Origin of the sequence: Nocardioides lentus, from assembly GCF_039529515.1 — a bacterium.
In the GTDB taxonomy this organism is placed as follows: Bacteria; Actinomycetota; Actinomycetes; order Propionibacteriales; family Nocardioidaceae; genus Nocardioides; species Nocardioides lentus.
Genome location: NZ_BAAAMY010000005.1, coordinates 55815 through 77121, shown reverse-complemented (window position 1 = coordinate 77121; position 21307 = coordinate 55815). Strand labels below are relative to the sequence as shown.

Here is a 21307-nt window from a genome sequence, read left to right as displayed (position 1 = left end):
GGCGTCAGGGGGTGGGCGTCTCCGGGTCGGGCTCCGGGGGAGCGGCGTCGGCCTCGAGGACGGCGTCGACGAGCACGGGGGTGACCAGGTCGCTCTGCCAGGGGCGGGCGCCGAGGGCGGTGACGGCGGCGTCGACGGCCCGGGCGAGGGCCTCCGGCTCGCGCTCGACGGGCGGCTCCCACAGCACGCGGCGCACGACGTCGGGGGTCATCAGGTTCTCGGTCGGCACGGCCACGCGCTCGGAGAGCCCCGCCAGCGCCGACCGGGCCAGGGCGAGCCGGCGGGCGGCCACCGGGTCCCGCTCGGCCCAGGCGCGGGGCAGCGGTGGGCCGTCGGTGCGCGGGGAGCGGGGCGGCAGGGCGTCCTCGTCGAGCTCGGCGGCCTCGCGCAGCGCCTCGACCCAGCGGCCCGAGTAGCGCTGGGCCCCGCGGCCGTGGAAGCCGGGGGTGTCGAGCAGGGAGCGACGGTCCTGGGGCATCGTCTGGGCGGCGGCGACGATCGAGGCGTCGGGGATCAGCCGGCTGGGGGTCACGTCGCGCTGGGCGGCGATCTCGTCACGGGTGGTCCACAGCGCCCGCACCGCGGCCAGGCCGCGGCGGCCGCGCACCTTGTGCATCCCCGAGGTGCGGCGCCACGCGTCGACGCGCACGGGCGCCGTGTGGCCCAGCAGCGCGTCGAACTCCTGGCGGGCCCACTCGTCCTTGCCCGCCTCGCGGAGCTCCTCGGCCAGCACGTCGCGCAGCTCGACGAGCGCCTCGACGTCCAGCGCGGCGTACTCCAGCCACGGCTCGGGCAGCGGGCGGCGCGACCAGTCCTGCGCCGAGTGCTCCTTGCGCAGCCGACGCCCGAGCAGCTGCTCGGTCAGGGTCGCCAGGCCGACCCGCGGGTGGCCCAGCAGCCGGCCCGCGAGCTCGGTGTCGAACAGCGAGGTGGGCTCGAGCCCGACCTCCCGCAGGCAGGGGAGGTCCTGCGTGGCGGCGTGCAGCACCCACTCGGTGCCGACCAGCACCTCCTGGAGGGGCGCGAGGTCGTCGAAGGCGATCGGGTCGACCAGCACGGTGCCCGCGCCCTCGCGGCGCAGCTGCACCAGGTAGGCCCGCGCGGAGTAGCGGTAGCCCGACGCGCGCTCGGCGTCGATCGCCACGGGGCCGCTGCCGGCGGCGATGGCGGCGCACGCGGCGGCCAGGCCGGCGGCGTCGACGACCACGTCGGGCAGCCCGTCCCGCAGCGTCAGCAGCTCGACCGGTGCCTCCTCGGGCTCGCGGGCGGGCTCGCGGGCGGGCTCGCGGGCGGGCTCGCGGGCGGCGGGGTCGGGGGTGGCGGCGTCGTCCACGTCGGACCTCAGCGGACCGGACCCCGCTGGCCGCGACGGCTCGGCATGACCGAGACCCCGTCGGGCACCGGCGGCAGCCCGGCCGCGGTGCAGAGCAGCTCGCCCCACGCCTCGACGTGGCGGCCCACCTGCGCGGGGTCGGGGGTCCAGGAGGCGCGGATCTCGACCTGGGCGCTGGGGTCCTCGTCGGCCATGCCGCCGAAGCTGTGGGACGTCACGCAGGTCACGGTGCCCGATGCGGCGTGGTAGGACGCTTCGTGGGCCGCGAGGGCCTCGGTGAGCCAGGTCCACGCGACCTCGGCGAGCATCGGGTCCGAGGCCTGCTCGGGCTCCAGCTCGGCGCGGACGTAGCCCACGCAGCGGAACGTCCCGTCCCAGGCGTCGTTGCCGGCGGGGTCGTGCAGCAGCACCAGTCGGCCGGTGCCCACGTCCTCGCCGTCGACGACCACGTCGCCCGACAGCGCCGAGGCGTACGGCGCGATGCGCTGGGGGGCCGGCATCTGCTCGCAGGCCACCTCCGGACGCAGCACGGCGGCGCGCATGTCGGCCACGGCGGTCGCGAAGACCTCGGGGAACCCCGCGTGCGAGGGGCCCGCGCCCGTCCCGGGGCGCGGCTCGTGACCGACGACCATGGGCTCACAGTAGGTCGGGCGGCCCCGACCGCCGCCCCGCCACGCCGCCTGACCTGCGAGGATCGTGGCCGTGAGCACCCCCGCCGGCACGCCCGACCCCCGCCTGGCCGAGAGCCCCTTCCTGGCTGCCTGCCGCGGCGAGGAGCCCTCCCACACCCCGGTCTGGTACATGCGCCAGGCCGGTCGGTCGCTCCCGGAGTACCTCCGCGTCCGCGAGGGCGTGGCCATGCTCGACGCCTGCATGGACGCCGACCTGGTGACCGAGATCACGCTCCAGCCCGTCCGGCGGTACGGCGTGGACGCCGCCATCTTCTTCTCCGACATCGTCCTGCCGCTCAAGGCCGTGGGGGTCGACCTCGACATCAAGCCCGGCGTGGGCCCGGTCGTCGCCGAGCCGGTGCGGACCCTCGCCGACGTCGCCGCGATCCCCGACCTCGAGCCCGCCCACGTCGAGTTCGTCACCGCCGCCGTGGGACAGCTGACCGCCGAGCTCGGCGGGACCCCGCTGATCGGCTTCGCCGGTGCGCCGTTCACCGTCGCGTCGTACCTGGTGGAGGGCGGACCCTCGAAGGACCACGCCCGCACCAAGGCCATGATGTTCGGCGCCCCCGAGGTGTGGGACGCGCTCATGCGCAAGATCGGCGGCATCGCCGCGGCGTACCTCGAGGTGCAGGTCGCCGCGGGCGCCTCCGCGGTCCAGCTCTTCGACTCCTGGGCCGGCGCGCTGTCGCCCGCCGACTACCGCGAGCACGTCCAGCCGCACTCGGCGCGGGTGCTCGCCTCGGTGGCCGGTCGCGAGGGCGGCGGCGTCCCGCGCATCCACTTCGGCGTGGGCACCTCCGAGCTGCTCACCGACATGGGCGAGGCGGGCGCGGACGTCGTCGGCGTCGACTGGCGCACCCCCCTCGACGTCGGCATCTCCCGCGTGGGCGACCGCGCCGTGCAGGGCAACCTCGACCCCACGCTCGTCTTCGCGCCGACCGAGGTGATGCTCGCCCGCGCGGCCGAGGTCGTCGAGGCGGGCCGCGCCGCGCGCGGCCACGTGTTCAACCTCGGCCACGGCGTCCTGCCCGCGACCGACCCGGCCGCGCTGGAGCGCCTCACCGAGTTCGTGCAGTCCCGACCCCGCTGACGCCTCAGCCGACGGGCGCGAGCGCCCCGGGGTGCGGGGCCCGCTCGGCGCGCACCCGCTCGGCCTGCTCGACGAGCGCGCGCAGCAGCAGCCGGACGGCGGGCGGCTGGTGGGTCCCGGCCGGGTGCAGCGCCAGCAGGCTCACGTCGTCGGGCACGCCGAGGAGCGGACGATGCGTGACCACGCCGGCGCGCACGAGCGGGTCCCCGTCGATGCTGTAGTCGGGCAGCACGGTGACGCCCAGCCCCTCGGCCACGAGGAGCTTGCCCATCTCGGCGCCGTCGGCGGCGACCGCGAGCTGTGGCGGGTCGCCGGCGCTGACCCGGTGCAGGTAGCGGTGCATGAGGTAGCCCGAGCGCATCCCGACCAGCGTCGTGGCCCGCAGGTCGTCGAGGGTGACCCCGGCGGCGCCCGCCAGCGGGTGATCGGTGCGGCAGCACACCACGACCCGGCCCTGCAGCAGCGGGATCGCGGTCAGGTCGCTGGCCTGGTCGTCGCCCGGCAGGGCGTTGACCAGCCCCAGGTCGAGCCCGCCCTCGGCGAGCGCCTGGGCGATGTCGACCTGCTGGGCGGTCACGACCTCGACGGCCGCGCCGGTGGCGGCCTCGTGGAAGTCGTGCAGCGCGGGGGCGAGGAGCGGGGCGGTGCCGGCGTTGACCGTGCCGACCCGCACGGTGCGTGCACTGTGGCGCTGGTGGCCCGCCGCGGAGCGCAGGCGGTCGACGGCCTCGAGCACCTCGACCATGCTGGGCAGCAGGACACGGCCGTCCTGGCTGATGCGCGAGCCGGAGCGGCGACGGTCCACGAGCGTGACCCCGAGCTCGCGCTCGAGGTTGCGCAGGCCCTCGCTGAGCGCGGGCTGGGACAGGTGCAGCTGCTCGCTGGCCCGCCGCAGCGAGCCGTGACGGGTGACCGCGGCCAGGTACTCCAGCTGTTCGATGCGCATCCGACGCCTCCACCTCCTCGCCGGCCGGGTTCTGCTCCGACCGGACCCTTTGTCGACTGAGACTATAGACAAAGTGCAGGCGTGCCGCGGACCCGGGTCGCGACGCGCCGGACCCGGGCCCGGCGGTCATGCGTGGAAGGCCCTGCCTGTCACGTGCTCGGCGGGTCGCGGGGTCCGACGCGGCACGTCGAGTTGCCCGAGGCCGTTAACTGCAGCAATCTGATCGAGTTAGTCCAGACCGCAGAGGAGCGTGCGATGAGCAAGGAGACCGGCCCCCGGGAGCCGCTGAAGTTCGCCTACTGGGTGCCCAACGTGAGCGGCGGCCTGGTCGTCAGCAAGATCGAGCAGCGCACCGACTGGGGCTACGAGTACAACAAGCGCCTGGCCCGCACGGCGGAGCGCAACGGCTTCGAGTACGCCCTCAGCCAGGTGCGCTACATGGCGTCCTACGGCGCGGCGTACCAGCACGAGTCGACCAGCTTCAGCCTCGCGCTGATGCTCGCCACCGAGCGCCTCAAGGTCATCGCCGCCGTCCACCCCGGTCTGTGGCAGCCCGGTGTGCTCGCCAAGTTCCTCGCCACCGCCGACCACCTCTCCGGGGGTCGCGCCGCGGTCAACGTCGTCTCGGGCTGGTTCAAGGACGAGTTCACCCGGCTCGGCGAGCCCTGGCTCGAGCACGGCGAGCGCTACCGCCGTGCGGAGGAGTTCATCACCTACCTCAAGGAGATCTGGACCTCCGAGCACGCCGAGCTGCACGGCGACTTCTACCGCCTGCACGACTTCGACCTGAAGCCCAAGCCGCTCAGCGGTCCCGACCGCCCCCACCCCGAGATCTTCCAGGGCGGCAACTCCACGGCCGCGCAGGAGATGGCCGGGCGGGTCTCGGACTGGTACTTCGCCAACGGCAACACCCCCGAGGGCATCGCCACCCAGGTCGGCAACGTCTCCGGTGTCGCCGCCGGGCACGGACGCACGGTCCGCTTCGGCGTCAACGGCTTCATGGTCGCGCGGGACTCCGAGGCCGAGGCCCGCGACGTGCTGCGCGAGATCATCGACCGCGCGGACCGCGAGGCCGTGGAGGGCTTCGGCTCCGCGGTCACCCAGGCCGGCAAGTCGGCGCCGGACGGCACCGGCATGTGGCAGGACTCCACCTTCGAGGACCTCGTCCAGTACAACGACGGCTTCCGCACCGGCCTGGTCGGCACCCCCGAGCAGGTCGCCGAGCAGGCGATCCGCCACAAGCGTGCGGGTGCGGACCTGCTCCTGCTGGGCTTCCTGCACTTCCAGGAGGAGGTCGAGTACTTCGGCGAGCGGGTCCTGCCCCTGATCCGTGAGATGGAGGCCGCCGAGCCCGGCGCCACCTCCACCCCGGTCGCCGGCGAGGTCGCCTGATGACGGCTGCCCCCGTTGCGGACACCCGGGTGCCCGTGCTCGACGCCGCCGCGGCCCGTCGTACCGCGGCGACCCTGGCGGAGGCGTTCGGCGTCGAGGCCGCGGAGCGCGACAGCCACCGGCTGCTGCCGCTGGCCGAGGTCGACCAGCTCGCCCGCTCCGGGCTGCTCGCGATCACCGTGCCGCGGGCCCTCGGCGGGCCCGGCCTGCGGGCGGGCGACGTGGCGGAGGTGTTCCGGCTGCTGTCGACCACGGACCCCTCGATCGCTCAGATCCCGCACAGCCACTTCGTCTACGTCAACGCCGTGCTGCACCAGGGCACCGACGACCAGCAGCGCTTCTTCCTGGGCGAGGTCCTCGCCGGTCGCCGCTTCGGCAACGCGCAGTCCGAGCTGCGCACCAAGGACGCCCGCACCTGGGGGACGACCCTGACCCCCGACGGCCAGGCCGGCGGCGGGTGGCTGCTCAACGGGGCGAAGGCCTACAGCACCGGCGCGCTGCTCGCGGACTGGATCCCCGTGCTGGCCCACCTCGAGGAGGACGGCCCGATGCACGTCGCCTGGGTCGAGCGCCACGCCGACGGCGTCAGCGTCGTCGACGACTGGGACGGCATGGGCCAGCGCACCACCGCCAGCGGCTCGGTGCGCCTGGAGGACGTCGCGGTCGCCCCCGACCGGGTGATGCCGTTCCACCTCACCTTCACGGGCCCGCAGACCTACGGCTCGTTCGCGCAGCTGCTGCACGCGGCGATCGACGCCGGGATCGCCCGCGGCGCGCTCACGGAGGCGGCGGCGTTCGTGCGGACGCACTCGCGGCCCTACCCCGACGCGAAGGTCGAGACCGCGGGGGAGGACCCGCTGACCGTCCACGCCTTCGGCCAGCTCGAGCTCGCCGTCCGGGGCTGCGAGGCCCTGCTGCGCGAGGCCGGGGCCGCCGTGGAGGCCGCGGACGCGGACCTCACCGAGGCCACGGCCGCCGAGGCGAGCCTCGCCGTCGCGGCCGCGCGCGCCTCGACCACCGAGGCCAGCCTGGCCGTCGGCAGCCGACTGTTCGAGGTCGCCGGCACCCGCTCCGCGCTCGACGGGCTCAACCTGCACCGCCACTGGCGCAACGCCCGGACCCACACCCTCCACGACCCCGCGTCGTGGAAGGTCCAGCACCTCGGCCAGTGGGCGCTGCACGGCACCGTGCCGCCCCGCCACGGCCAGATCTGAGGAGAGAGTCGATGAGCCTGACCTTCCACTGGTTCCTGCCCACCAACGGCGGCGACGGCCGCCACGTCGTCGGCGGCGGCCACGGCGTCGACCCCGGCGCGGCCGGCCGGCCGGCCGACGTCGCCTACCTGACCCAGGTCGCCCGCGCCGCGGAGGACAACGGCTTCGAGGCCGCGCTGACCCCCACCGGCGCCTGGTGCGAGGACGCCTGGCTGTCGACCGCGATGCTCGCCCAGACCTCGGAGCGGCTGAAGTTCCTCGTCGCGTTCCGCCCGGGGCTGCTCTCGCCGTTCGTCGCCGCCCAGATGGCCGGCACCTTCCAGAACCTGTCCGGCGGGCGGCTCCTGCTCAACGTCGTGACCGGCGGGGAGAGCCACGAGCAGCGCATGTTCGGCGACTTCCTCGACAAGGACGCCCGCTACGCCCGCTGCGGGGAGTTCCTCGACATCGTCACCCGCCTGTGGGACGGCGAGACGGTCGACCACGACGGCGAGCACCTGCGGGTCGAGGGCGCGACCCTGGGGCAGATCCCCTCGCCGCGACCCGACATCTACTTCGGCGGGTCCTCGCCCGCCGCCGGCGAGGTCGCCGCGCGCTACGCCGACGTCTACCTCACCTGGGGCGAGCCGCCCGAGGCCGTCGCCGAGAAGATCGCCTGGATCCGCGGGCTGGCCGCCGAGCAGGGACGCGAGGTCCGCTTCGGCATCCGGATGCACACCATCACCCGCGACACCTCCGCGGAGGCGTGGGCCGAGGCCCAGCGGCTGCTCGACGAGATCCGCCCGGAGGACCTCGAGCGGGTCCAGAGCGGCCTGCGCCGCAGCGAGTCCGAGGGCCAGCGGCGGATGCTCGACCTCCACGGCGGGACCACCGACGGCGACGCCCGGTCGCTGGAGATCCACCCCAACGTGTGGGCCGGCGTCGGCCTGGTCCGCGGCGGCGCGGGCACCGCGCTGGTCGGCAGCCACGCGGAGGTCGCCGACCGCATCGAGGAGTACGCCGACCTCGGGATCTCCGAGTTCGTCCTCTCGGCCTACCCCCACCTGGAGGGCGCCTACTGGTTCGGGGAGGGTGTGCTGCCGATCCTCGCCGAGCGCGGCCGGTGGAAGCACCCCGGCCCCGAGCGCCACCGCGGCGCCTCGGTGCCGTTCGCCGGCGGGCGGGCGGCCTCGTGAGCGGCCCCGCCGCCGGTCCCGCCGCCGGTCCCGACGGCCGTGCCACCACCGCCCTGGTCGTCGGCAACCCCAAGCCGGCCTCGCGCACGCTGGTCGCGGGCCGCCACGTCGTGACCGGCCTGACCGACGCCGAGCCGGACCTCGTGGTCGACCTCGGGCTGCTCGGCGCCCGGCTCCTCGACCGGGGCGACGGCGAGGTCACGGCCCTGGTCGACGCGGTCGCCGGTGCCGACCTGGTCGTCGTGGCCAGCCCGACGTACAAGGCGACGTACACCGGGCTGCTCAAGGTGTTCCTGGACCGGTTCGCCGCGGGCGCGATCCGCGGCGTCTCGGCTCCCGTGATGCTCGCCGGATCGCCGCACCACGCGCTGGCCGCGGAGCTCACGCTCCGCCCGGTGCTCTCGGAGATCGCCTCGGGCCCGGTCCTGAAGGGCCTGTGCGTCCTCGAGGCCGAGCACGACGACCCCCGTGCCTACGCCGACTGGCTGGGCACCGCGAGACCCACCACCGACCGCCTGCTCGCCCCGACGCCCGCACCGACAGGAGCCCCCGCATGACCTCGCAGCTCGCCCAGGACCCGACCTCCGGCGTCACGCCGCTGGTCACCAACCAGGACCTCGACCCGCAGCGCCTGCGCGAGGCGTTCGGCGTCTTCCCCTCCGGGGTCGTCGCCGTGGCCGCGGAGATCGACGGCCGCAAGGTCGGCCTGGCGGCCTCGTCGTTCAGCTCGGTGAGCCTGGACCCGCCGCTCGTGCAGTTCTCCGTCGCCACGACCTCGAAGACCTGGCCCGACCTGCGCAGCGCGGACCACCTCGGTCTCACCGTGCTCGCCGACCACCACGGCGGGCTGTGCCGCCAGCTCGCGGGCGACGTGGCGAGCCGCTTCGACGACATCGCCGTGTCCGCGACCCCGGCCGGCGCGCTGTTCATCGACGAGGGCCTCGCGAAGTTCGACTGCACCGTCTACCGCGAGGTCGAGGCCGGGGACCACACCCTGGTGCTGCTCGAGCTCCACGCCGTCGAGCAGGCCGCGGACGTGTCGCTGCCGCTGGTGTTCCACCGCAGCGCCTTCGCCGGGGTCGCCGCCGGCTGAGGCGCCGCACCGGTCCCGCCGACCGGGCTGGCAGGCTGGGACCATGCGGGTCGCGGTCGTCGGGGCGGGGATCGGGGGCCTGACCGCGGCGCGCGACCTGGTGGCCGCGGGCCACGACGTGGTCGTCCTCGAGGCCGCCGAGGTGGCCGGCGGCAAGCTGCGCCGTGCCGAGGTCGCGGGCGTCGCCCTCGACGTCGGCACGGAGGCGATGCTGCACCGGCGCCCCGAGGGCTCCGCGCTCGCCGCCGACCTCGGCCTGCCCCTGGTGCACCCGACCGGCGCGTCCTCGCGGATCTGGACCCGGGGGTCGCTGCGCCGGCTGCCCCGGTCGCTGATGGGCGTGCCCCTGGACCCCGACGACCTCGCCGCCTCCGGGGTGCTGTCGCCGGAGGGCCTGGCCCGGGCGCGGGTGGAGCGGGTCGAGCCGTGGGACGGCGAGGACGTCTCCGTCGGCGAGCTCGTCGCGGCGCGCTTCGGGGACGAGGTGGTCGACCGGCTCGTCGAGCCGCTCCTGGGCGGCGTGTACGCCGGTCACGCCCGCCGGCTGTCCGTGCGCGCGACCGTGCCGGCCCTGGCCGACCTCGCCGCCCGCGGCCCGCTGGTCACCGAGGGCGCGCGCACCGCCCCCGGCGCGGGCACCCCTGTCTTCGCCGGCCTCGCCGGTGGCATGACCTCCCTGGTCGACGCGCTCGCGGCGGGCCTGGTCGTGCGCACCGGCGCCACCGTCCGCGAGCTCGTGCGGACCCCCGCGGGGCTCGCCCTGGTCGTCGGACCCACCACCGCGCCCGAGCGGCTGGAGGTCGACGGGGTCGTCCTCGCCGTCCCGCCGGCGCCCGCGAGCCGGCTGCTGGGCGACCTCGCCCCGCGCGCCGCCGCCGAGCTGGCGGGCGTCGAGACCGCCTCCACCGTGGTGGTCGCGCTCGCCCTCGCCGCCGCCGACGTCGCCGGGCTGGGGTCCTACGACGGGTCCGCGGCCGGGTTCCTCGTGCCGCCCGTCGACGGACGGGCGATCAAGGCGTCCACCTTCTCGTTCGCGAAGTGGGAGCACGTGCGGGCCGCCGGCGCCGCGGAGGGCGTGGTGCACCTGCGGACCTCGCTCGGCCGGCTGGGCGAGGAGGCGACGCTGCAGCGCGACGACGCCGACCTCGTCGCCGACTCGCTGGCCGACCTCCGGGCGGCGACCGGCCTCGACGCGCGTCCGGTCGACGCCGTGGTGCAGCGCTGGGGAGGGGCGCTGCCCCAGTACGCCGTCGGCCACCTCGACCGCGTCGCCCGCGTGCGGGCGGCGGTGGCCGAGGTCGGGGGGCTCGTCGTGTGCGGCGCGGCGTACGACGGGGTCGGCGTGCCGGCGGTCATCGGCTCCGCGCACCGGGCGGCCGGCGAGCTCGCCGAGGACCTGCGCGGCAGAATGGGCCCATGAGCGAGCAGACGAACGCGTCCCGGCTGAAGGAGATCAACGACCTCACCCGCTACACGATGTGGTCGGTGTTCCGGCTGCGCGACGTGCTGGGGTCCGCGGACCGCGCCGCCGAGGCGGCCGAGGTCGAGAAGCTGCTCGCCGGCCTCGCCGAGGACGACGTCGTCGTGCGCGGCCTCTACGACGTGTCCGGCCTCCGCGCCGACGCCGACGTCATGGTCTGGTGGCACGCGGCCGACTCCGAGCAGCTGCAGGCGGCCTACCACCGCTTCCGCCGCACCGCCTTCGGCGGTCGCCTCGAGCCCGTCTGGTCGCAGATGGCGCTGCACCGCCCGGCCGAGTTCAACAAGTCCCACGTGCCGGCGTTCCTGGCGGGCGAGGAGCCGAAGCGGCACCTGTGCGTCTACCCGTTCGTCCGCTCCTACGAGTGGTACCTGCTGCCCGACGAGGAGCGTCGCGCCCTGCTCGCCGAGCACGGCAAGATGGCGCGCCCCTACCCCGACGTGCGCGCCAACACCGTGTCGTCCTTCGCGCTCGGCGACTACGAGTGGCTGCTGGCCTTCGAGGCCGACGACCTCGGCCGCATCGTCGACCTGATGCGCGACCTCCGCGCCTCCGGCGCGCGACGCCACGTCCGCGAGGAGATCCCCTTCTACACCGGCGCCCGCGTCGAGGTCGCCGACCTGCTGGACCGGCTGCCCTGAGACCCCGGGTCGCTCAGGACCCGGAGGACGACCCGGGACCGGACCCGGAGAGACCGCGCGAGGCCCGCGAGGAGTAGCGACGCTCGGGGTTCGACCCGATGCCCCGGGCGTCGCTCGACCCGCCCGCGGCCCTCTTCGCGGGCGCCCTCGTCGCCGTGCTCCTCGTAGTGGTCGCCTTCTTGGTCGCCGCGCTCTTCTTGGTCGTCGCCTTCTTCGCGGTCGCCTTCTTCGCGGTCGCCTTCTTGGCGGTCGCCTTCTTGGTCGGCGCCTTCGTGGCGGGCGCCTTCCTGGTCGGCGCCTTCGTGGCGGGCGCCTTCGTGGCGGGCGCTCGCCTCGCGGTCGTCTTCGTGGCCGCGGTCTTCCGGGCGGCGGTCCTCCTCGCGGGGGTCCGCGAGGCGGGGCGGTCGAGCGCGGCGTCGTCGGAGCCGGCGGCGGTGCCCCAGCGGTCGAACCACTCGTCGAGCGAGCGCCACGTGGTGGTGCGGGCCCCGCGGCCGGTGAGCAGGCCGAGGTGGCCGCCGGGCACGATCTCGACGTCGACCTGCCGCGAGCCGGTGAGCAGCGAGGTCACGCCCCGCACGGCGGCGACCGGGGCGATGCCGTCGGTGGCGCCGGCGTACACGGCGACGGGGGCGGTGACGGCGGCCAGCTCGACCGTCCGCCCGTCGACCTCGGCGCGGCCCTCGCGGAGGTCCGCGGAGCGGACGAACCGGTGGTACAGCTGGCCGTAGCTGCGGCCCGGGTACGCCGCCATCCGGCCACGGACGGCACCGACGGCCTCGATCTGGGCGAGCCACTCGGTGTCGTCGAGGTGGGTGGCGACGGCGACGGGCTTGGTGACGAGGTTCTGGAACGCGCTGAGCTGCGAGGCCCACCGCACCGCCGGCTTCGGCGCGAGGCCCATCAGCCGGGACGCGCGGTCGACGACCCCGCCGGGGGAGGTGGCGAGCAGCGGACGCAGGGGGGCGACCATCGGCACCAGCCGGGTGTCGACAGGGGTGCCGAGCAGACTGATCGACGCGATCGGCAGGTCGGGGGAGTCCGCGGCCGCGAGCAGCGCGAACAGCCCGCCGAGGCTCCAGCCGACGACGTGCACGCCGCGGCGTCCGGCGTGCGCGGAGACGTCGCGGATCGCCTGCGGCAGCACGTCGGCCACCCACGGGTCGATCGACAGCGACCGGTCGCGGAAGGAGACGTCGCCGTACTCCACCACGTACGTCGGGCGGCCGGCCACCACGAGGTGCTCCGCGAGCGAGCACCCGCGGCGCAGGTCGAACACGCGGGCGGGCGCGGCCAGCGGCGGGACCAGCAGGACGGGGTCGCCCTGCTCGCGGACGGTGAGGGAGCGGTAGTGGTGCACCTCGCGGCGCGAGCCCGACGACACCAGGGTCCGGGGCATCGGGCGCAGGTCGGCGAGCCCGCCGTACAGGACGGTGTGGGCGAGGTTGCCCGCCGCCCGGGTCGCGGAGCCCACGACCTCGTCGGGCCGCGGGATGGTCACGAGGGCCATCAGTCGTCCTCCTCCGGGCGGCCGACGGGCCGGACCTTCTTGCCGTGGTCGGGGCGGGTCGCGGCGAGCTCGGAGAGGAAGCCGTCGGCCCAGTGGTTGACGTCGCGCTCCCGCACCGTGCGGCGCATGGCCCGCATCCGGCGCTGGATCTCCTTCGGCTCCGCGTCGTGCGCCTGCCGCAGGGCCGCCTTCATCCCGTTGATGTCGTAGGGGTTGACCAGCCAGGCCTGCCGCAGCTCGTCGGCCGCGCCGGCGAACTCCGAGAGGACCAGCGCGCCGTCCTCCTCGAGGCGGCAGGCGACGTACTCCTTGGCGACGAGGTTCATGCCGTCACGGAACGGCGTCACGACCATCACGTCGGCGGCGCGGTAGAGCGCGGCCATCTCGTGGCGGGGGTAGGAGGAGTGGAGGTAGGAGATGACCGGCTTGCCGATCTCCCCGAGGTCGCCGTTGATGCGCCCCACGAGGCGGTCGATGTCGTCGCGCAGGATCCGGTACTGCTCCACCCGCTCCCGCGAGGGCGTGGCGACCTGCACGAACACGGCCTCGCCGACGGCCAGGTGCTTGTCGCGCACCAGCTCGGAGAAGGCGCGCAGCCGCGCGTAGATGCCCTTGGTGTAGTCGAGCCGGTCGATGCCGAGGAAGACCGTGTCGGGGTTGCCCAGGGCCTCGCGGATCTCGGAGGCGCGCTCCGCGACCGACTCGCTCGCCGCGAGCTCCTCGAAGCCGTCGACGTCGATGGAGATCGGGAACGCCGCTGCCTTCACCGTGCGCCCGTCGGGCAGGTAGACGAGGTCGCGATGGGTCTTGTGGCCGACCCGCTGCCGCACCAGGCGGATGAAGTTCTGCGCCGCACCCGGCAGCTGGAAGCCGACCAGGTCGGCGCCGAGCAGGCCCTGGAGGATCTCCCGGCGCCACGGCAGCTGCTGGAAGAGCTCGGCGGGCGGGAAGGGGATGTGGAGGTAGAAGCCGATCCGCAGGTCCGGCCGCTTGTCGCGCAGCATCTGCGGCACGAGCTGCATCTGGTAGTCCTGCACCCACACCGTGGCGCCGTGGGAGGCGATCTTGGCCGCCCGGTCGGCGAAGCGCTGGTTGACCCGCACGTAGGCGTCCCACCACTCGCGGTGGAACTCCGGCTTGGCGACGAGGTCGTGGTAGAGCGGCCAGAGCGTGCCGTTGGAGAAGCCCTCGTAGTGCTCCTCGATCTCCTCGGCGCTCAGCGACTCCGGCACCAGCGAGAGGCCGTCGGAGGTGAAGGGCCGCATCCCGGTCTCGGTGCCCCCCGGCCAGCCGATCCAGGCGCCGTCGTTGGCGCGCATCACCGGCTCCAGGGCGCTGACCAGACCACCCGGCGAGGGCCGCCACGACGGGGTCCCGTCGTCGTCGGTGACCCGGTCCACGGGCAACCGGTTGGCCACGATCACGAGGTCCGCCGAGCGGTTGCGCACTGCCACGTCTGTGACCTTAGCCGCGCTGTCGACCCGACGCGCCGAGGAGCGAATGACATCGCTGTCGTTCGGCGTCTACAGTGCACGGCATGGACGCCGCCAACGCACTCGGAGCCCCCACGCACGCGCCGGGGACCAGCACGTCGGGGCTGTCCGAGCGGGACGCCGCGATCCTCGAGTTCGAGCGCCACTGGTGGAAGTACGCCGGGGCCAAGGAGCAGGCGGTCCGCGAGCAGTTCGACATGTCGGCGACGCGGTACTACCAGGTGCTCAACGCCCTGATCGACACCCCCGAGGCCCTCGCCGACGACCCGCTGCTGGTCCGTCGCCTGCGGCGCCTCCGGTCCGCGCGCCAGCGCCAGCGCTCGGCCCGCCGCCTCGGGTTCGAGGTCTGATGGGCTCCCGGGTCGTGCGCACCCGCGACGAGCGCGGGGTGGCCTTCCCCTCGCCGCTGGTGATGCTCAGCATCGTCGCCGTCGCGATGGCCGGTCTCGCCTTCGCCGTCACCTCCGGCGACGTCGAGTCCGACGTCGCCCGCCCCGTCACGGTCGAGGCGACCCCCTCCGCGACCCCGTCGCCGTCCGCGACCCGTGCGCCGCGTCCCAGCGAGCCGCGCACGAGCCGCACCCCCGCGCCGGTGGAGCGCAGCGAGGTCCTCGTCGAGGTCTACAACAACTCCGGCATCGCCGGGCTCGCCGGCACCACCGCCGACACCGCGGCCACCGCGGGCTGGCAGGTCGTGGGCTCCGACAACTGGGTGGGCACCATCCCGTCGTCGACCGTCTACTTCCCGCCGCGCCTCGAGCGCCAGGCCGACACCCTCGCCAAGGACCTCGGCGTGACCCGGCTCATGCCCGCCGTGGCCCCCATGCGGTTCGACCGGCTGACGGTCATCCTCACCGCCGACTACGCCTGAGGCGGCCCTCCGCCCGGTCGGCGCCGGGTCGCCCGGGCCCCCCTCGGTGCACGACCGTGCCATGGGACAGTGACGCCATGGAGTTCACCCACGCCTCCTCCGAGCAGCACTACGCCGGCCTGGTGCGGGCGGGCGAGGACGCGCTGGTCTGCCTCGACTTCGACGGCGTGCTCGCGCCGATCGTGGAGGACCCCGCCGCGGCCCACGTGCACCCCGACGCGGCCGAGGTCCTGCTCGCGCTGGCCGAGGAGGTCCGCGCGGTCGCCGTCGTGACCGGACGCCCGGCCCGTCAGGCCCTCGCGCTCGGGGGCCTCGAGGAGCTGGGCGCCGCGATGGAGGCGCGGGGGCGGACCCTGCACCTGCGCGGTCAGTACGGCAACGAGCAGTGGTCCTCCGACACCGGACGGGTCGTCTCGCCGCGTCCGCCCGCCGGCCTCACGGCGTTCTCCGCGGAGCTGCCCGACGTGCTGGCCGCGGCCGACGCCCGCGAGGCCTTCGTCGAGGACAAGGGCCTGGCGGTCGGGGTCCACACCCGCCGTCTGCCGGACCCGGCGGGAGCGCTCGAGGCGCTCCGCGAGCCCGTCGCCGCCCTCGCCGCCCGCCACGACCTCGTCGTCGAGCCCGGCCGCCACGTCCTCGAGGTCCGGGCCCACGGCGCCGACAAGGGCGCCGCGGTCCGCGAGCTCGTGGCGATGACCGGGGCGTCGGCCGTGCTGTTCGCCGGCGACGACCTCGGCGACCTCGCGGCGTTCGAGGAGGTCGCCCGCCTGCGCTCCGGCGGTGCCGAGGGACTGCTCGTCGCCTCGGTCTCCGACGCGGCCGACGCCGTCACCGCCCTCACCGACCGCGCCGACGTGGTCGTCGACGGCCCCGCCGGAGTGCTCGCACTGCTGCGCGAGCTCACCCGCGACACCGCCGGCGCCCGGCTCTGACCCCTCTGACCCCCGCCCGGCGGGCCCGGCGCGGTGCCGCCAGCCCGAGGGGTCCGGCGCGGTTTCACCAGGTATGTCGTCCGGCTGCCGCTTCTCGCGTGCTGCCCGGCACGAGGAGTGGTGGTTCGGTGACATACCTGGTGAAACCGCGCGCCCGCTCCACGCTGTCTCGCCATGCGGACGACGGGTCCACATGGCGGGACCCCGATGTGCGGGGCCGAGGGGCGGCTGCGTAACCTGGCGAGTGCTCATCACGAGGGACTGAGGGAACGGCCCGTCGACGTCCCGGCAACCACCGCCCGCACCGCCGCTCCTGGCGTCGCGAGGCCGGAGAGGTGCCAATTCCGGCCCGCGGCGAGAGACGCCGACGGGGAAGATGAGGAGGAGGAACATGAGCGCCCCCACCGTCTCCGCACCCGAGACCGCCGCCACCCCCGAGGCCGCCGGCCCGGACGTCATTCGCGAGGGCGCCTTCGGCAACGCCCGCGCCCTGGTCTGCCGCGAGTGCGGCTCCGAGGTCGCGCTGGGCCCGCAGTACGCCTGCATGGAGTGTTTCGGCCCCCTCGAGGTCGCCTACGACTTCCCCACCGACCTCACCCGGGAGCAGATCGAGTCCGGTCCGGCCAACATCTGGCGCTACAAGGCGCTGCTGCCGGTCCCGACCGACATCGAGACCAGCCCCAACACCGAGCCCGGCTTCACCCGCCTGCTCAAGGCCGACAACCTCGCCGCCGAGCTCGGGCTGAGCAACCTGTGGGTCAAGGACGACTCCACCAACCCCACCAACTCCTTCAAGGACCGCGTCGTCGCCTGCGCCCTGAGCGCGGCCCGCGAGTTCCACTCGAAGGTCTTCGCCTGCCCCTCGACCGGCAACCTGGCCAACGCCGTCGCCGCGGCCGGGGCGCGCGCGGGCATGAAGACCGTCGTGTTCATCCCCAGCAACCTCGAGCACCCCAAGCAGGTCAACTCGGCGGTCTACACCGAGTCGCTGGTCGCCGTCGACGGCAACTACGACGACGTCAACCGGCTGGCCTCCGAGATCGCGGGCGAGGAGGACGGCTGGGCGTTCGTCAACGTCAACGTCCGCCCCTTCTACGCCGAGGGCTCCAAGACGCTCGGCTACGAGATCGCCGAGCAGCTCGGCTGGCGCCTGCCCGACCAGGTCGTCATCCCCGTCGCCTCCGGCTCCCAGCTCACCAAGGTCGACAAGGCCTTCCAGGAGCTGATCGCCCTGGGCCTCGTCGAGGACAAGCCCTACAAGGTCTTCGGCGCCCAGGCGACCGGCTGCTCGCCGGTGTCGGTGGCCTACAAGTCCGGCACCGACGTGGTGCGCCCGGTCAAGCCCGACACGATCGCCAAGTCGCTGGCCATCGGCAACCCCGCCGACGCGCCGTACGTGCTCGACGTCTGCCGGCGCACCGGCGGCGCCGTCGAGGACGTCACCGACGACGAGATCCGCGCCGGCATCCTGCTGCTCGCCCGCAACGAGGGCATCTTCACCGAGACCGCGGGCGGCACCACGACCGCCGTGCTGAAGAAGCTCGTGGAGACCGGCCAGCTCGACACGAGCCTCGACACGGTCATCATCAACACCGGCATGGGCCTGAAGACCCTCGACGCCATCTCCGGCCAGGTCGGGCCCGCCGCGACGATCGACCCGTCGTACGCCGCGTTCGCGGCGACCGGCATCGCCTGAGCGCCGTCCGTCCCGCACCCTCCGACCCCACCGACGAAGGAGACACGTTGAGCGTCGCCGTCCGCATCCCGACCATCCTGCGCACCTACACGGGCGGGCAGTCCGAGGTCACCGCCGAGGGCGCCACGCTGGCGGAGGTCCTCGACGACCTCGACGCCCACCACGCGGGCATCAAGGGCCGGATCCTCGACGACGGCGGCAAGCTGCGCCGCTTCGTCAACGTCTACGTCGGCAACGACGACGTGCGCTTCCTCGACGACCTCGGCACGGCCACCCCCGACGGCACGCAGATCTCGGTCATCCCCGCCGTCGCCGGCGGCTGAGCCCGCGCGGCGGGCCGGCGCGGTGGACCACCACTACGCCCTCGAGGTCGCCTGGCAGGGCGACCGCGGCACCGGGACCAGCGGCTACCACGACTACGGCCGCGACGTGCTCGTCGTCGCCGAGGGCAAGGCCCCGCTCGAGGGCTCCGCGGACCGTCCCTTCCGCGGCGACCCGTCGCGGTGGAACCCCGAGGAGCTGCTGCTCGCCGCGCTCAGCCAGTGCCACCTGCTGAGCTACCTGCACCTCGCGGTGGTCCACGGCGTCGTCGTCACGGCGTACGAGGACTCGCCGGTGGGGACGATGCGGCAGGAGGGCATCGGCGGACGGTTCACCGAGGTGGTGCTGCGCCCGCGGGTGGTCGTCGCCGACGCCACGACGGTCGCGACCGCCCTGCGCATCCACCGGGACGCCTCCGAGGCGTGCTTCATCGCCGCGTCCGTCGCGTTCCCCGTGCGGCACGAGCCGGTCGTCGTCCCCGCCTAGGCTCACCCCATCGATCCGAGCGACCGATCCGAGCGACCGTCCGGTGCGACCGGTCGACCGAGCGGTCCAGGCCACCAGGAGGACCAGCGAGATGAAGGCAGTCGGCTACACCGAGGCGGGACCCGCGAGCGTGCTGCAGGACGTCGAGATCCCGGACCCCACCCCCGGTCCCCGTGACCTGCTCGTCGAGGTCGCCGCCGTCTCCGTCAACCCCGTCGACACCAAGGTCCGCACGCGCGGCGGCTCCGAGGACGGCACCCCGAAGGTGCTCGGCTACGACGCCGCCGGCGTCGTGCGGGCGGTCGGCGAGGAGGTCGAGCTGTTCGCGGTGGGCGACGAGGTCTACTACGCCGGCTCCATCGCCCGGCCGGGCACCGACTCCGAGCTCCACGTCGTCGACGAGCGCATCGTGGGCGCCAAGCCCGCCTCGCTGTCGATGGCCGAGGCCGCCGCGCTCCCGCTGACCGCCATCACCGCCTGGGAGCTGCTGTTCGACCGGCTCGGCGTCGAGCAGGGCGGGGGAGAGGGACGGACCCTCCTCGTGGTCGGGGCCGCCGGCGGCGTCGGCTCGGTCCTCGTGCAGCTCGCCCGCCAGCTGACGTCGCTGCGGGTCGTCGGCACCGCCTCGCGCCCGGAGACCAGCGCGTGGGTCCGCGACCTCGGCGCCCACGACGTCGTCGACCACTCCGGCGACCTCGCCGCCGCCGTCCGCGAGGTCGGCGTCCAGCACGTCGAGCTGATCGCCGGGCTCACGGGCACCGACGACCACTGGGCGGCGTACGCCGACCTGGTCGCCCCGCAGGGACGGATCGGCGTCATCGACGACCCGGCCGACGGCCTGGACGTCATGGGCCTGAAGCAGAAGAGCGCGTCGCTGCACTGGGAGTTCATGTTCGCCCGACCCGTGCACCAGACCCCCGACATGGTGGAGCAGCACCGGCTGCTGACCGAGGTCGCCCGCCTGGTCGACGAGGGCCGGGTGCGCACCACGCTGACCGACACCTACGGCGAGATCACGGCCGAGAACGTCGTGCGCGCCCACCGCATGCTCGAGTCCGGCTCGACGCGCGGCAAGGTCGTGCTCGCGGGCTGGCCGGCCTGAGGCGCCGGCGGGGCCGTAGGCGTTTGCACTCGCCCAGGGCGAGTGCTAGACATTGTGTTGGCAGTCTCGTCACGAGAGTGCCAATTCGGACCGGCGTACTGAGGTCCGTGGCCACCGCGGGAAGGGTCCGCGGGAGCCGCGCACCGTCCGTCGCGGGCAGTCCCGGGCCGTCCCCAGAACTCCGTTCAAGGATGCAGGAGCCATGCCGAAGCTGATTGCTTTCAACGAGGAGGCCCGGCGCGGTCTGGAGCGTGGCATGAACACGCTCGCCGACGCCGTCAAGGTCACCCTCGGCCCCAAGGGCCGCAACGTCGTCCTCGAGAAGAAGTGGGGCGCGCCCACCATCACCAACGATGGTGTGAGCATCGCCAAGGAGATCGAGCTCGAGGACCCGTACGAGAAGATCGGCGCCGAGCTCGTCAAGGAGGTCGCCAAGAAGACTGACGACGTCGCGGGCGACGGCACCACCACCGCCACCGTCCTGGCCCAGGCCATGGTGCGCGAGGGCCTGCGCAACGTCGCGGCCGGCGCGAACCCGATGGCGCTGAAGCGCGGCATCGAGTCCGCCGTCGCCTCGGTCTCCGAGCAGCTGCTCGGCATGGCCAAGGACGTCGAGACCAAGGAGCAGATCGCCGCGACCGCCGGCATCTCCGCCGGTGACCCCTCCGTCGGCGAGCTCATCGCCGAGGCGATGGACAAGGTCGGCAAGGAGGGCGTGATCACGGTCGAGGAGTCCAACACCTTCGGGCTGGACCTCGAGCTGACCGAGGGCATGCGCTTCGACAAGGGCTACATCTCGGCCTACTTCGCCACCGACATGGAGCGCATGGAGGCCGTCCTCGACGACCCCTACGTGCTGATCGTCAACTCCAAGGTCTCCTCGGTGAAGGACCTCCTCCCGCTGCTCGAGAAGGTCATGCAGGCCGGCAAGCCGCTGCTGATCATCGCCGAGGACGTCGACGGCGAGGCGCTGTCGACCCTGGTCGTCAACAAGATCAAGGGCACCTTCAAGTCCGTCGCCGTCAAGGCCCCGGGCTTCGGCGACCGCCGCAAGGCCATGCTGCAGGACATCGCGGTCCTCACCGGCGGCCAGGTCATCTCCGAGGAGGTCGGCCTCAAGCTCGAGAGCGCCGGCGTCGAGCTCCTCGGCCAGGCCCGCAAGGTCGTCATCACCAAGGACGAGACCACCATCGTCGAGGGCGCGGGCGACCAGGCCCAGATCGAGGGCCGGGTCAACCAGATCCGCGCCGAGATCGAGAACTCCGACTCCGACTACGACCGCGAGAAGCTCCAGGAGCGCCTCGCCAAGCTGGCCGGCGGCGTCGCCGTCATCAAGGTCGGCGCGGCCACGGAGGTCGAGCTCAAGGAGCGCAAGCACCGCATCGAGGACGCCGTGCGCAACGCGAAGGCGGCCGTCGAGGAGGGCATCGTCGCCGGCGGCGGCGTGGCCCTCGTCCAGGCCTCCGACCGTGCGTTCGAGAAGAACGACCTCGAGGGCGACGAGGCCACCGGTGCGCAGATCGTGCGCTTCGCCACCGAGGCCCCGCTCAAGCAGATCGCCATCAACGCCGGCCTCGAGGGCGGCGTCGTGGCGGAGAAGGTCCGCAACCTGGAGGCCGGTCACGGCCTCAACGCGGCCACCGGCGAGTACGTCGACATGCTGGCCGCCGGCATCAACGACCCGGTCAAGGTGACCCGGTCCGCGCTGCAGAACGCCGCGTCGATCGCCGCGCTGTTCCTCACCACCGAGGCCGTCGTGGCCGACAAGCCGGAGAAGGCCGCCCCCGCGGGCGACCCGACCGGCGGCATGGGCGGCATGGACTTCTGAGTCCACCCGCTCCACGCACCACCGCAGCAC

General features: G+C 74.3%; 21 protein-coding genes and 1 riboswitch. Of the genes, 16 read left to right on the top strand and 5 right to left on the bottom strand.

What is annotated here, in order from left to right; all coding sequences use genetic code 11:
* Positions 1–4: 4 nt before the first annotated feature.
* A complete protein-coding gene (locus ABD158_RS11255; RefSeq protein ID WP_344007173.1) occupies positions 5–1333 on the bottom strand; it encodes an HRDC domain-containing protein in 1329 nt (442 codons plus the stop codon).
* Between the two features lie 8 nt (positions 1334–1341).
* Positions 1342–1965: a DUF3000 domain-containing protein gene (locus tag ABD158_RS11250; RefSeq protein ID WP_344007170.1), complete on the bottom strand. Its 624-nt coding sequence runs from the start codon at positions 1963–1965 to the stop codon at positions 1342–1344.
* A 61-nt stretch (positions 1966–2026) separates the two neighbouring features.
* On the opposite strand from ABD158_RS11250, the gene hemE reads away from it, so the two are divergent.
* Positions 2027–3097, top strand: coding sequence for a uroporphyrinogen decarboxylase (gene hemE, locus ABD158_RS11245; protein WP_344007976.1), 1071 nt, complete (start codon positions 2027–2029; stop codon positions 3095–3097).
* 4 nt (positions 3098–3101) lie between these two features.
* Here hemE and ABD158_RS11240 read toward each other — a convergent pair whose 3' ends face one another.
* Entirely contained in the window at positions 3102–4043 is a 942-nt protein-coding gene (locus ABD158_RS11240) for a LysR family transcriptional regulator (RefSeq protein ID WP_344007168.1), read from the bottom strand.
* Between the two features lie 255 nt (positions 4044–4298).
* Here ABD158_RS11240 and sfnG point away from each other — a divergent pair, with 255 nt between their 5' ends.
* From sfnG to hemQ, 7 genes are read left to right on the top strand one after another with little or no spacing between them, the layout of a single operon-like run.
* Positions 4299–5435, top strand: coding sequence for a dimethylsulfone monooxygenase SfnG (gene sfnG / locus ABD158_RS11235; RefSeq protein ID WP_344007166.1), 1137 nt, complete (start codon positions 4299–4301; stop codon positions 5433–5435).
* A complete protein-coding gene (locus ABD158_RS11230) occupies positions 5435–6649 on the top strand; it encodes an SfnB family sulfur acquisition oxidoreductase (RefSeq protein WP_344007164.1) in 1215 nt (404 codons plus the stop codon). Before sfnG ends, ABD158_RS11230 begins: the two co-directional genes overlap by 1 nt.
* Before the next feature lie 11 nt (positions 6650–6660).
* Positions 6661–7824: an LLM class flavin-dependent oxidoreductase gene (locus ABD158_RS11225; protein ID WP_344007162.1), complete on the top strand. Its 1164-nt coding sequence runs from the start codon at positions 6661–6663 to the stop codon at positions 7822–7824.
* Positions 7821–8381 (top strand): NADPH-dependent FMN reductase, encoded by a 561-nt coding sequence (locus tag ABD158_RS11220; protein ID WP_344007161.1) that lies wholly within the window; start codon positions 7821–7823, stop codon positions 8379–8381. The genes ABD158_RS11225 and ABD158_RS11220 overlap by 4 nt, the downstream gene beginning before the upstream one ends.
* Positions 8378–8917 carry a flavin reductase family protein gene (locus tag ABD158_RS11215; protein WP_344007160.1) on the top strand — a complete coding sequence of 180 codons (540 nt, stop codon included), beginning with the start codon at positions 8378–8380 and terminating at the stop codon, positions 8915–8917. Before ABD158_RS11220 ends, ABD158_RS11215 begins: the two co-directional genes overlap by 4 nt.
* Positions 8918–8960: 43 nt before the next feature.
* On the top strand, positions 8961–10337 hold the full coding sequence (gene hemG / locus ABD158_RS11210; protein ID WP_344007159.1) for a protoporphyrinogen oxidase: 1377 nt from the start codon (positions 8961–8963) through the stop codon (positions 10335–10337).
* Positions 10334–11038, top strand: coding sequence for a hydrogen peroxide-dependent heme synthase (hemQ, locus tag ABD158_RS11205; RefSeq protein WP_344007157.1), 705 nt, complete (start codon positions 10334–10336; stop codon positions 11036–11038). Before hemG ends, hemQ begins: the two co-directional genes overlap by 4 nt.
* A gap of 13 nt (positions 11039–11051) precedes the next feature.
* Here the strand turns inward: hemQ and ABD158_RS11200 are convergent, their stop codons facing one another.
* Positions 11052–12548, bottom strand: a complete 1497-nt coding sequence (locus tag ABD158_RS11200; RefSeq protein WP_344007155.1) for an alpha/beta fold hydrolase — start codon at positions 12546–12548, stop codon at positions 11052–11054.
* On the bottom strand, positions 12548–14002 hold the full coding sequence (locus ABD158_RS11195; protein WP_425573188.1) for an alpha,alpha-trehalose-phosphate synthase (UDP-forming): 1455 nt from the start codon (positions 14000–14002) through the stop codon (positions 12548–12550). The genes ABD158_RS11200 and ABD158_RS11195 overlap by 1 nt, the downstream gene beginning before the upstream one ends.
* Positions 14003–14085: 83 nt before the next feature.
* Here ABD158_RS11195 and ABD158_RS11190 point away from each other — a divergent pair, with 83 nt between their 5' ends.
* The 8 genes from ABD158_RS11190 (at position 14086) to groL (ending at position 21277) form a co-directional block, all read left to right on the top strand.
* Positions 14086–14391, top strand: a complete 306-nt coding sequence (locus ABD158_RS11190) for a DUF3263 domain-containing protein (protein WP_344007153.1) — start codon at positions 14086–14088, stop codon at positions 14389–14391.
* Between the two features lie 14 nt (positions 14392–14405).
* Positions 14406–14912: a LytR C-terminal domain-containing protein gene (locus ABD158_RS11185; protein ID WP_344007151.1), complete on the top strand. Its 507-nt coding sequence runs from the start codon at positions 14406–14408 to the stop codon at positions 14910–14912.
* Between the two features lie 77 nt (positions 14913–14989).
* Positions 14990–15844: a trehalose-phosphatase gene (gene otsB, locus ABD158_RS11180; protein ID WP_344007149.1), complete on the top strand. Its 855-nt coding sequence runs from the start codon at positions 14990–14992 to the stop codon at positions 15842–15844.
* A 245-nt stretch (positions 15845–16089) separates the two neighbouring features.
* A riboswitch (SAM riboswitch) is annotated at positions 16090–16227 on the top strand.
* A gap of 8 nt (positions 16228–16235) precedes the next feature.
* Positions 16236–17540, top strand: a complete 1305-nt coding sequence (gene thrC, locus ABD158_RS11175; protein WP_344007147.1) for a threonine synthase — start codon at positions 16236–16238, stop codon at positions 17538–17540.
* Positions 17541–17587: 47 nt separating this feature from the next.
* Entirely contained in the window at positions 17588–17863 is a 276-nt protein-coding gene (locus ABD158_RS11170; RefSeq protein WP_344007145.1) for a MoaD/ThiS family protein, read from the top strand.
* Positions 17864–17885: 22 nt separating this feature from the next.
* Positions 17886–18347, top strand: a complete 462-nt coding sequence (locus ABD158_RS11165; protein WP_344007143.1) for an OsmC family protein — start codon at positions 17886–17888, stop codon at positions 18345–18347.
* Positions 18348–18438: 91 nt separating this feature from the next.
* Positions 18439–19449 carry a zinc-binding alcohol dehydrogenase family protein gene (locus tag ABD158_RS11160; RefSeq protein ID WP_344007141.1) on the top strand — a complete coding sequence of 337 codons (1011 nt, stop codon included), beginning with the start codon at positions 18439–18441 and terminating at the stop codon, positions 19447–19449.
* A 202-nt stretch (positions 19450–19651) separates the two neighbouring features.
* Positions 19652–21277 carry a chaperonin GroEL gene (gene groL, locus ABD158_RS11155; protein ID WP_344007139.1) on the top strand — a complete coding sequence of 542 codons (1626 nt, stop codon included), beginning with the start codon at positions 19652–19654 and terminating at the stop codon, positions 21275–21277.
* Positions 21278–21307: the final 30 nt, after the last annotated feature.

Coding starts and splice junctions, on each gene's coding strand:
- ABD158_RS11250 (WP_344007170.1), bottom strand. CDS start 1,965: ATGGTCGTCGGTCACGAGCCGCGCCCCGGGACGGGCGCGGGCCCCTCG.
- ABD158_RS11240 (WP_344007168.1), bottom strand. CDS start 4,043: ATGCGCATCGAACAGCTGGAGTACCTGGCCGCGGTCACCCGTCACGGC.
- sfnG (WP_344007166.1), top strand. CDS start 4,299: ATGAGCAAGGAGACCGGCCCCCGGGAGCCGCTGAAGTTCGCCTACTGG.
- ABD158_RS11230 (WP_344007164.1), top strand. CDS start 5,435: ATGACGGCTGCCCCCGTTGCGGACACCCGGGTGCCCGTGCTCGACGCC.
- ABD158_RS11225 (WP_344007162.1), top strand. CDS start 6,661: ATGAGCCTGACCTTCCACTGGTTCCTGCCCACCAACGGCGGCGACGGC.
- ABD158_RS11215 (WP_344007160.1), top strand. CDS start 8,378: ATGACCTCGCAGCTCGCCCAGGACCCGACCTCCGGCGTCACGCCGCTG.
- hemG (WP_344007159.1), top strand. CDS start 8,961: ATGCGGGTCGCGGTCGTCGGGGCGGGGATCGGGGGCCTGACCGCGGCG.
- hemQ (WP_344007157.1), top strand. CDS start 10,334: ATGAGCGAGCAGACGAACGCGTCCCGGCTGAAGGAGATCAACGACCTC.
- ABD158_RS11200 (WP_344007155.1), bottom strand. CDS start 12,548: ATGGCCCTCGTGACCATCCCGCGGCCCGACGAGGTCGTGGGCTCCGCG.
- ABD158_RS11190 (WP_344007153.1), top strand. CDS start 14,086: ATGGACGCCGCCAACGCACTCGGAGCCCCCACGCACGCGCCGGGGACC.
- otsB (WP_344007149.1), top strand. CDS start 14,990: ATGGAGTTCACCCACGCCTCCTCCGAGCAGCACTACGCCGGCCTGGTG.
- thrC (WP_344007147.1), top strand. CDS start 16,236: ATGAGCGCCCCCACCGTCTCCGCACCCGAGACCGCCGCCACCCCCGAG.
- ABD158_RS11160 (WP_344007141.1), top strand. CDS start 18,439: ATGAAGGCAGTCGGCTACACCGAGGCGGGACCCGCGAGCGTGCTGCAG.
- groL (WP_344007139.1), top strand. CDS start 19,652: ATGCCGAAGCTGATTGCTTTCAACGAGGAGGCCCGGCGCGGTCTGGAG.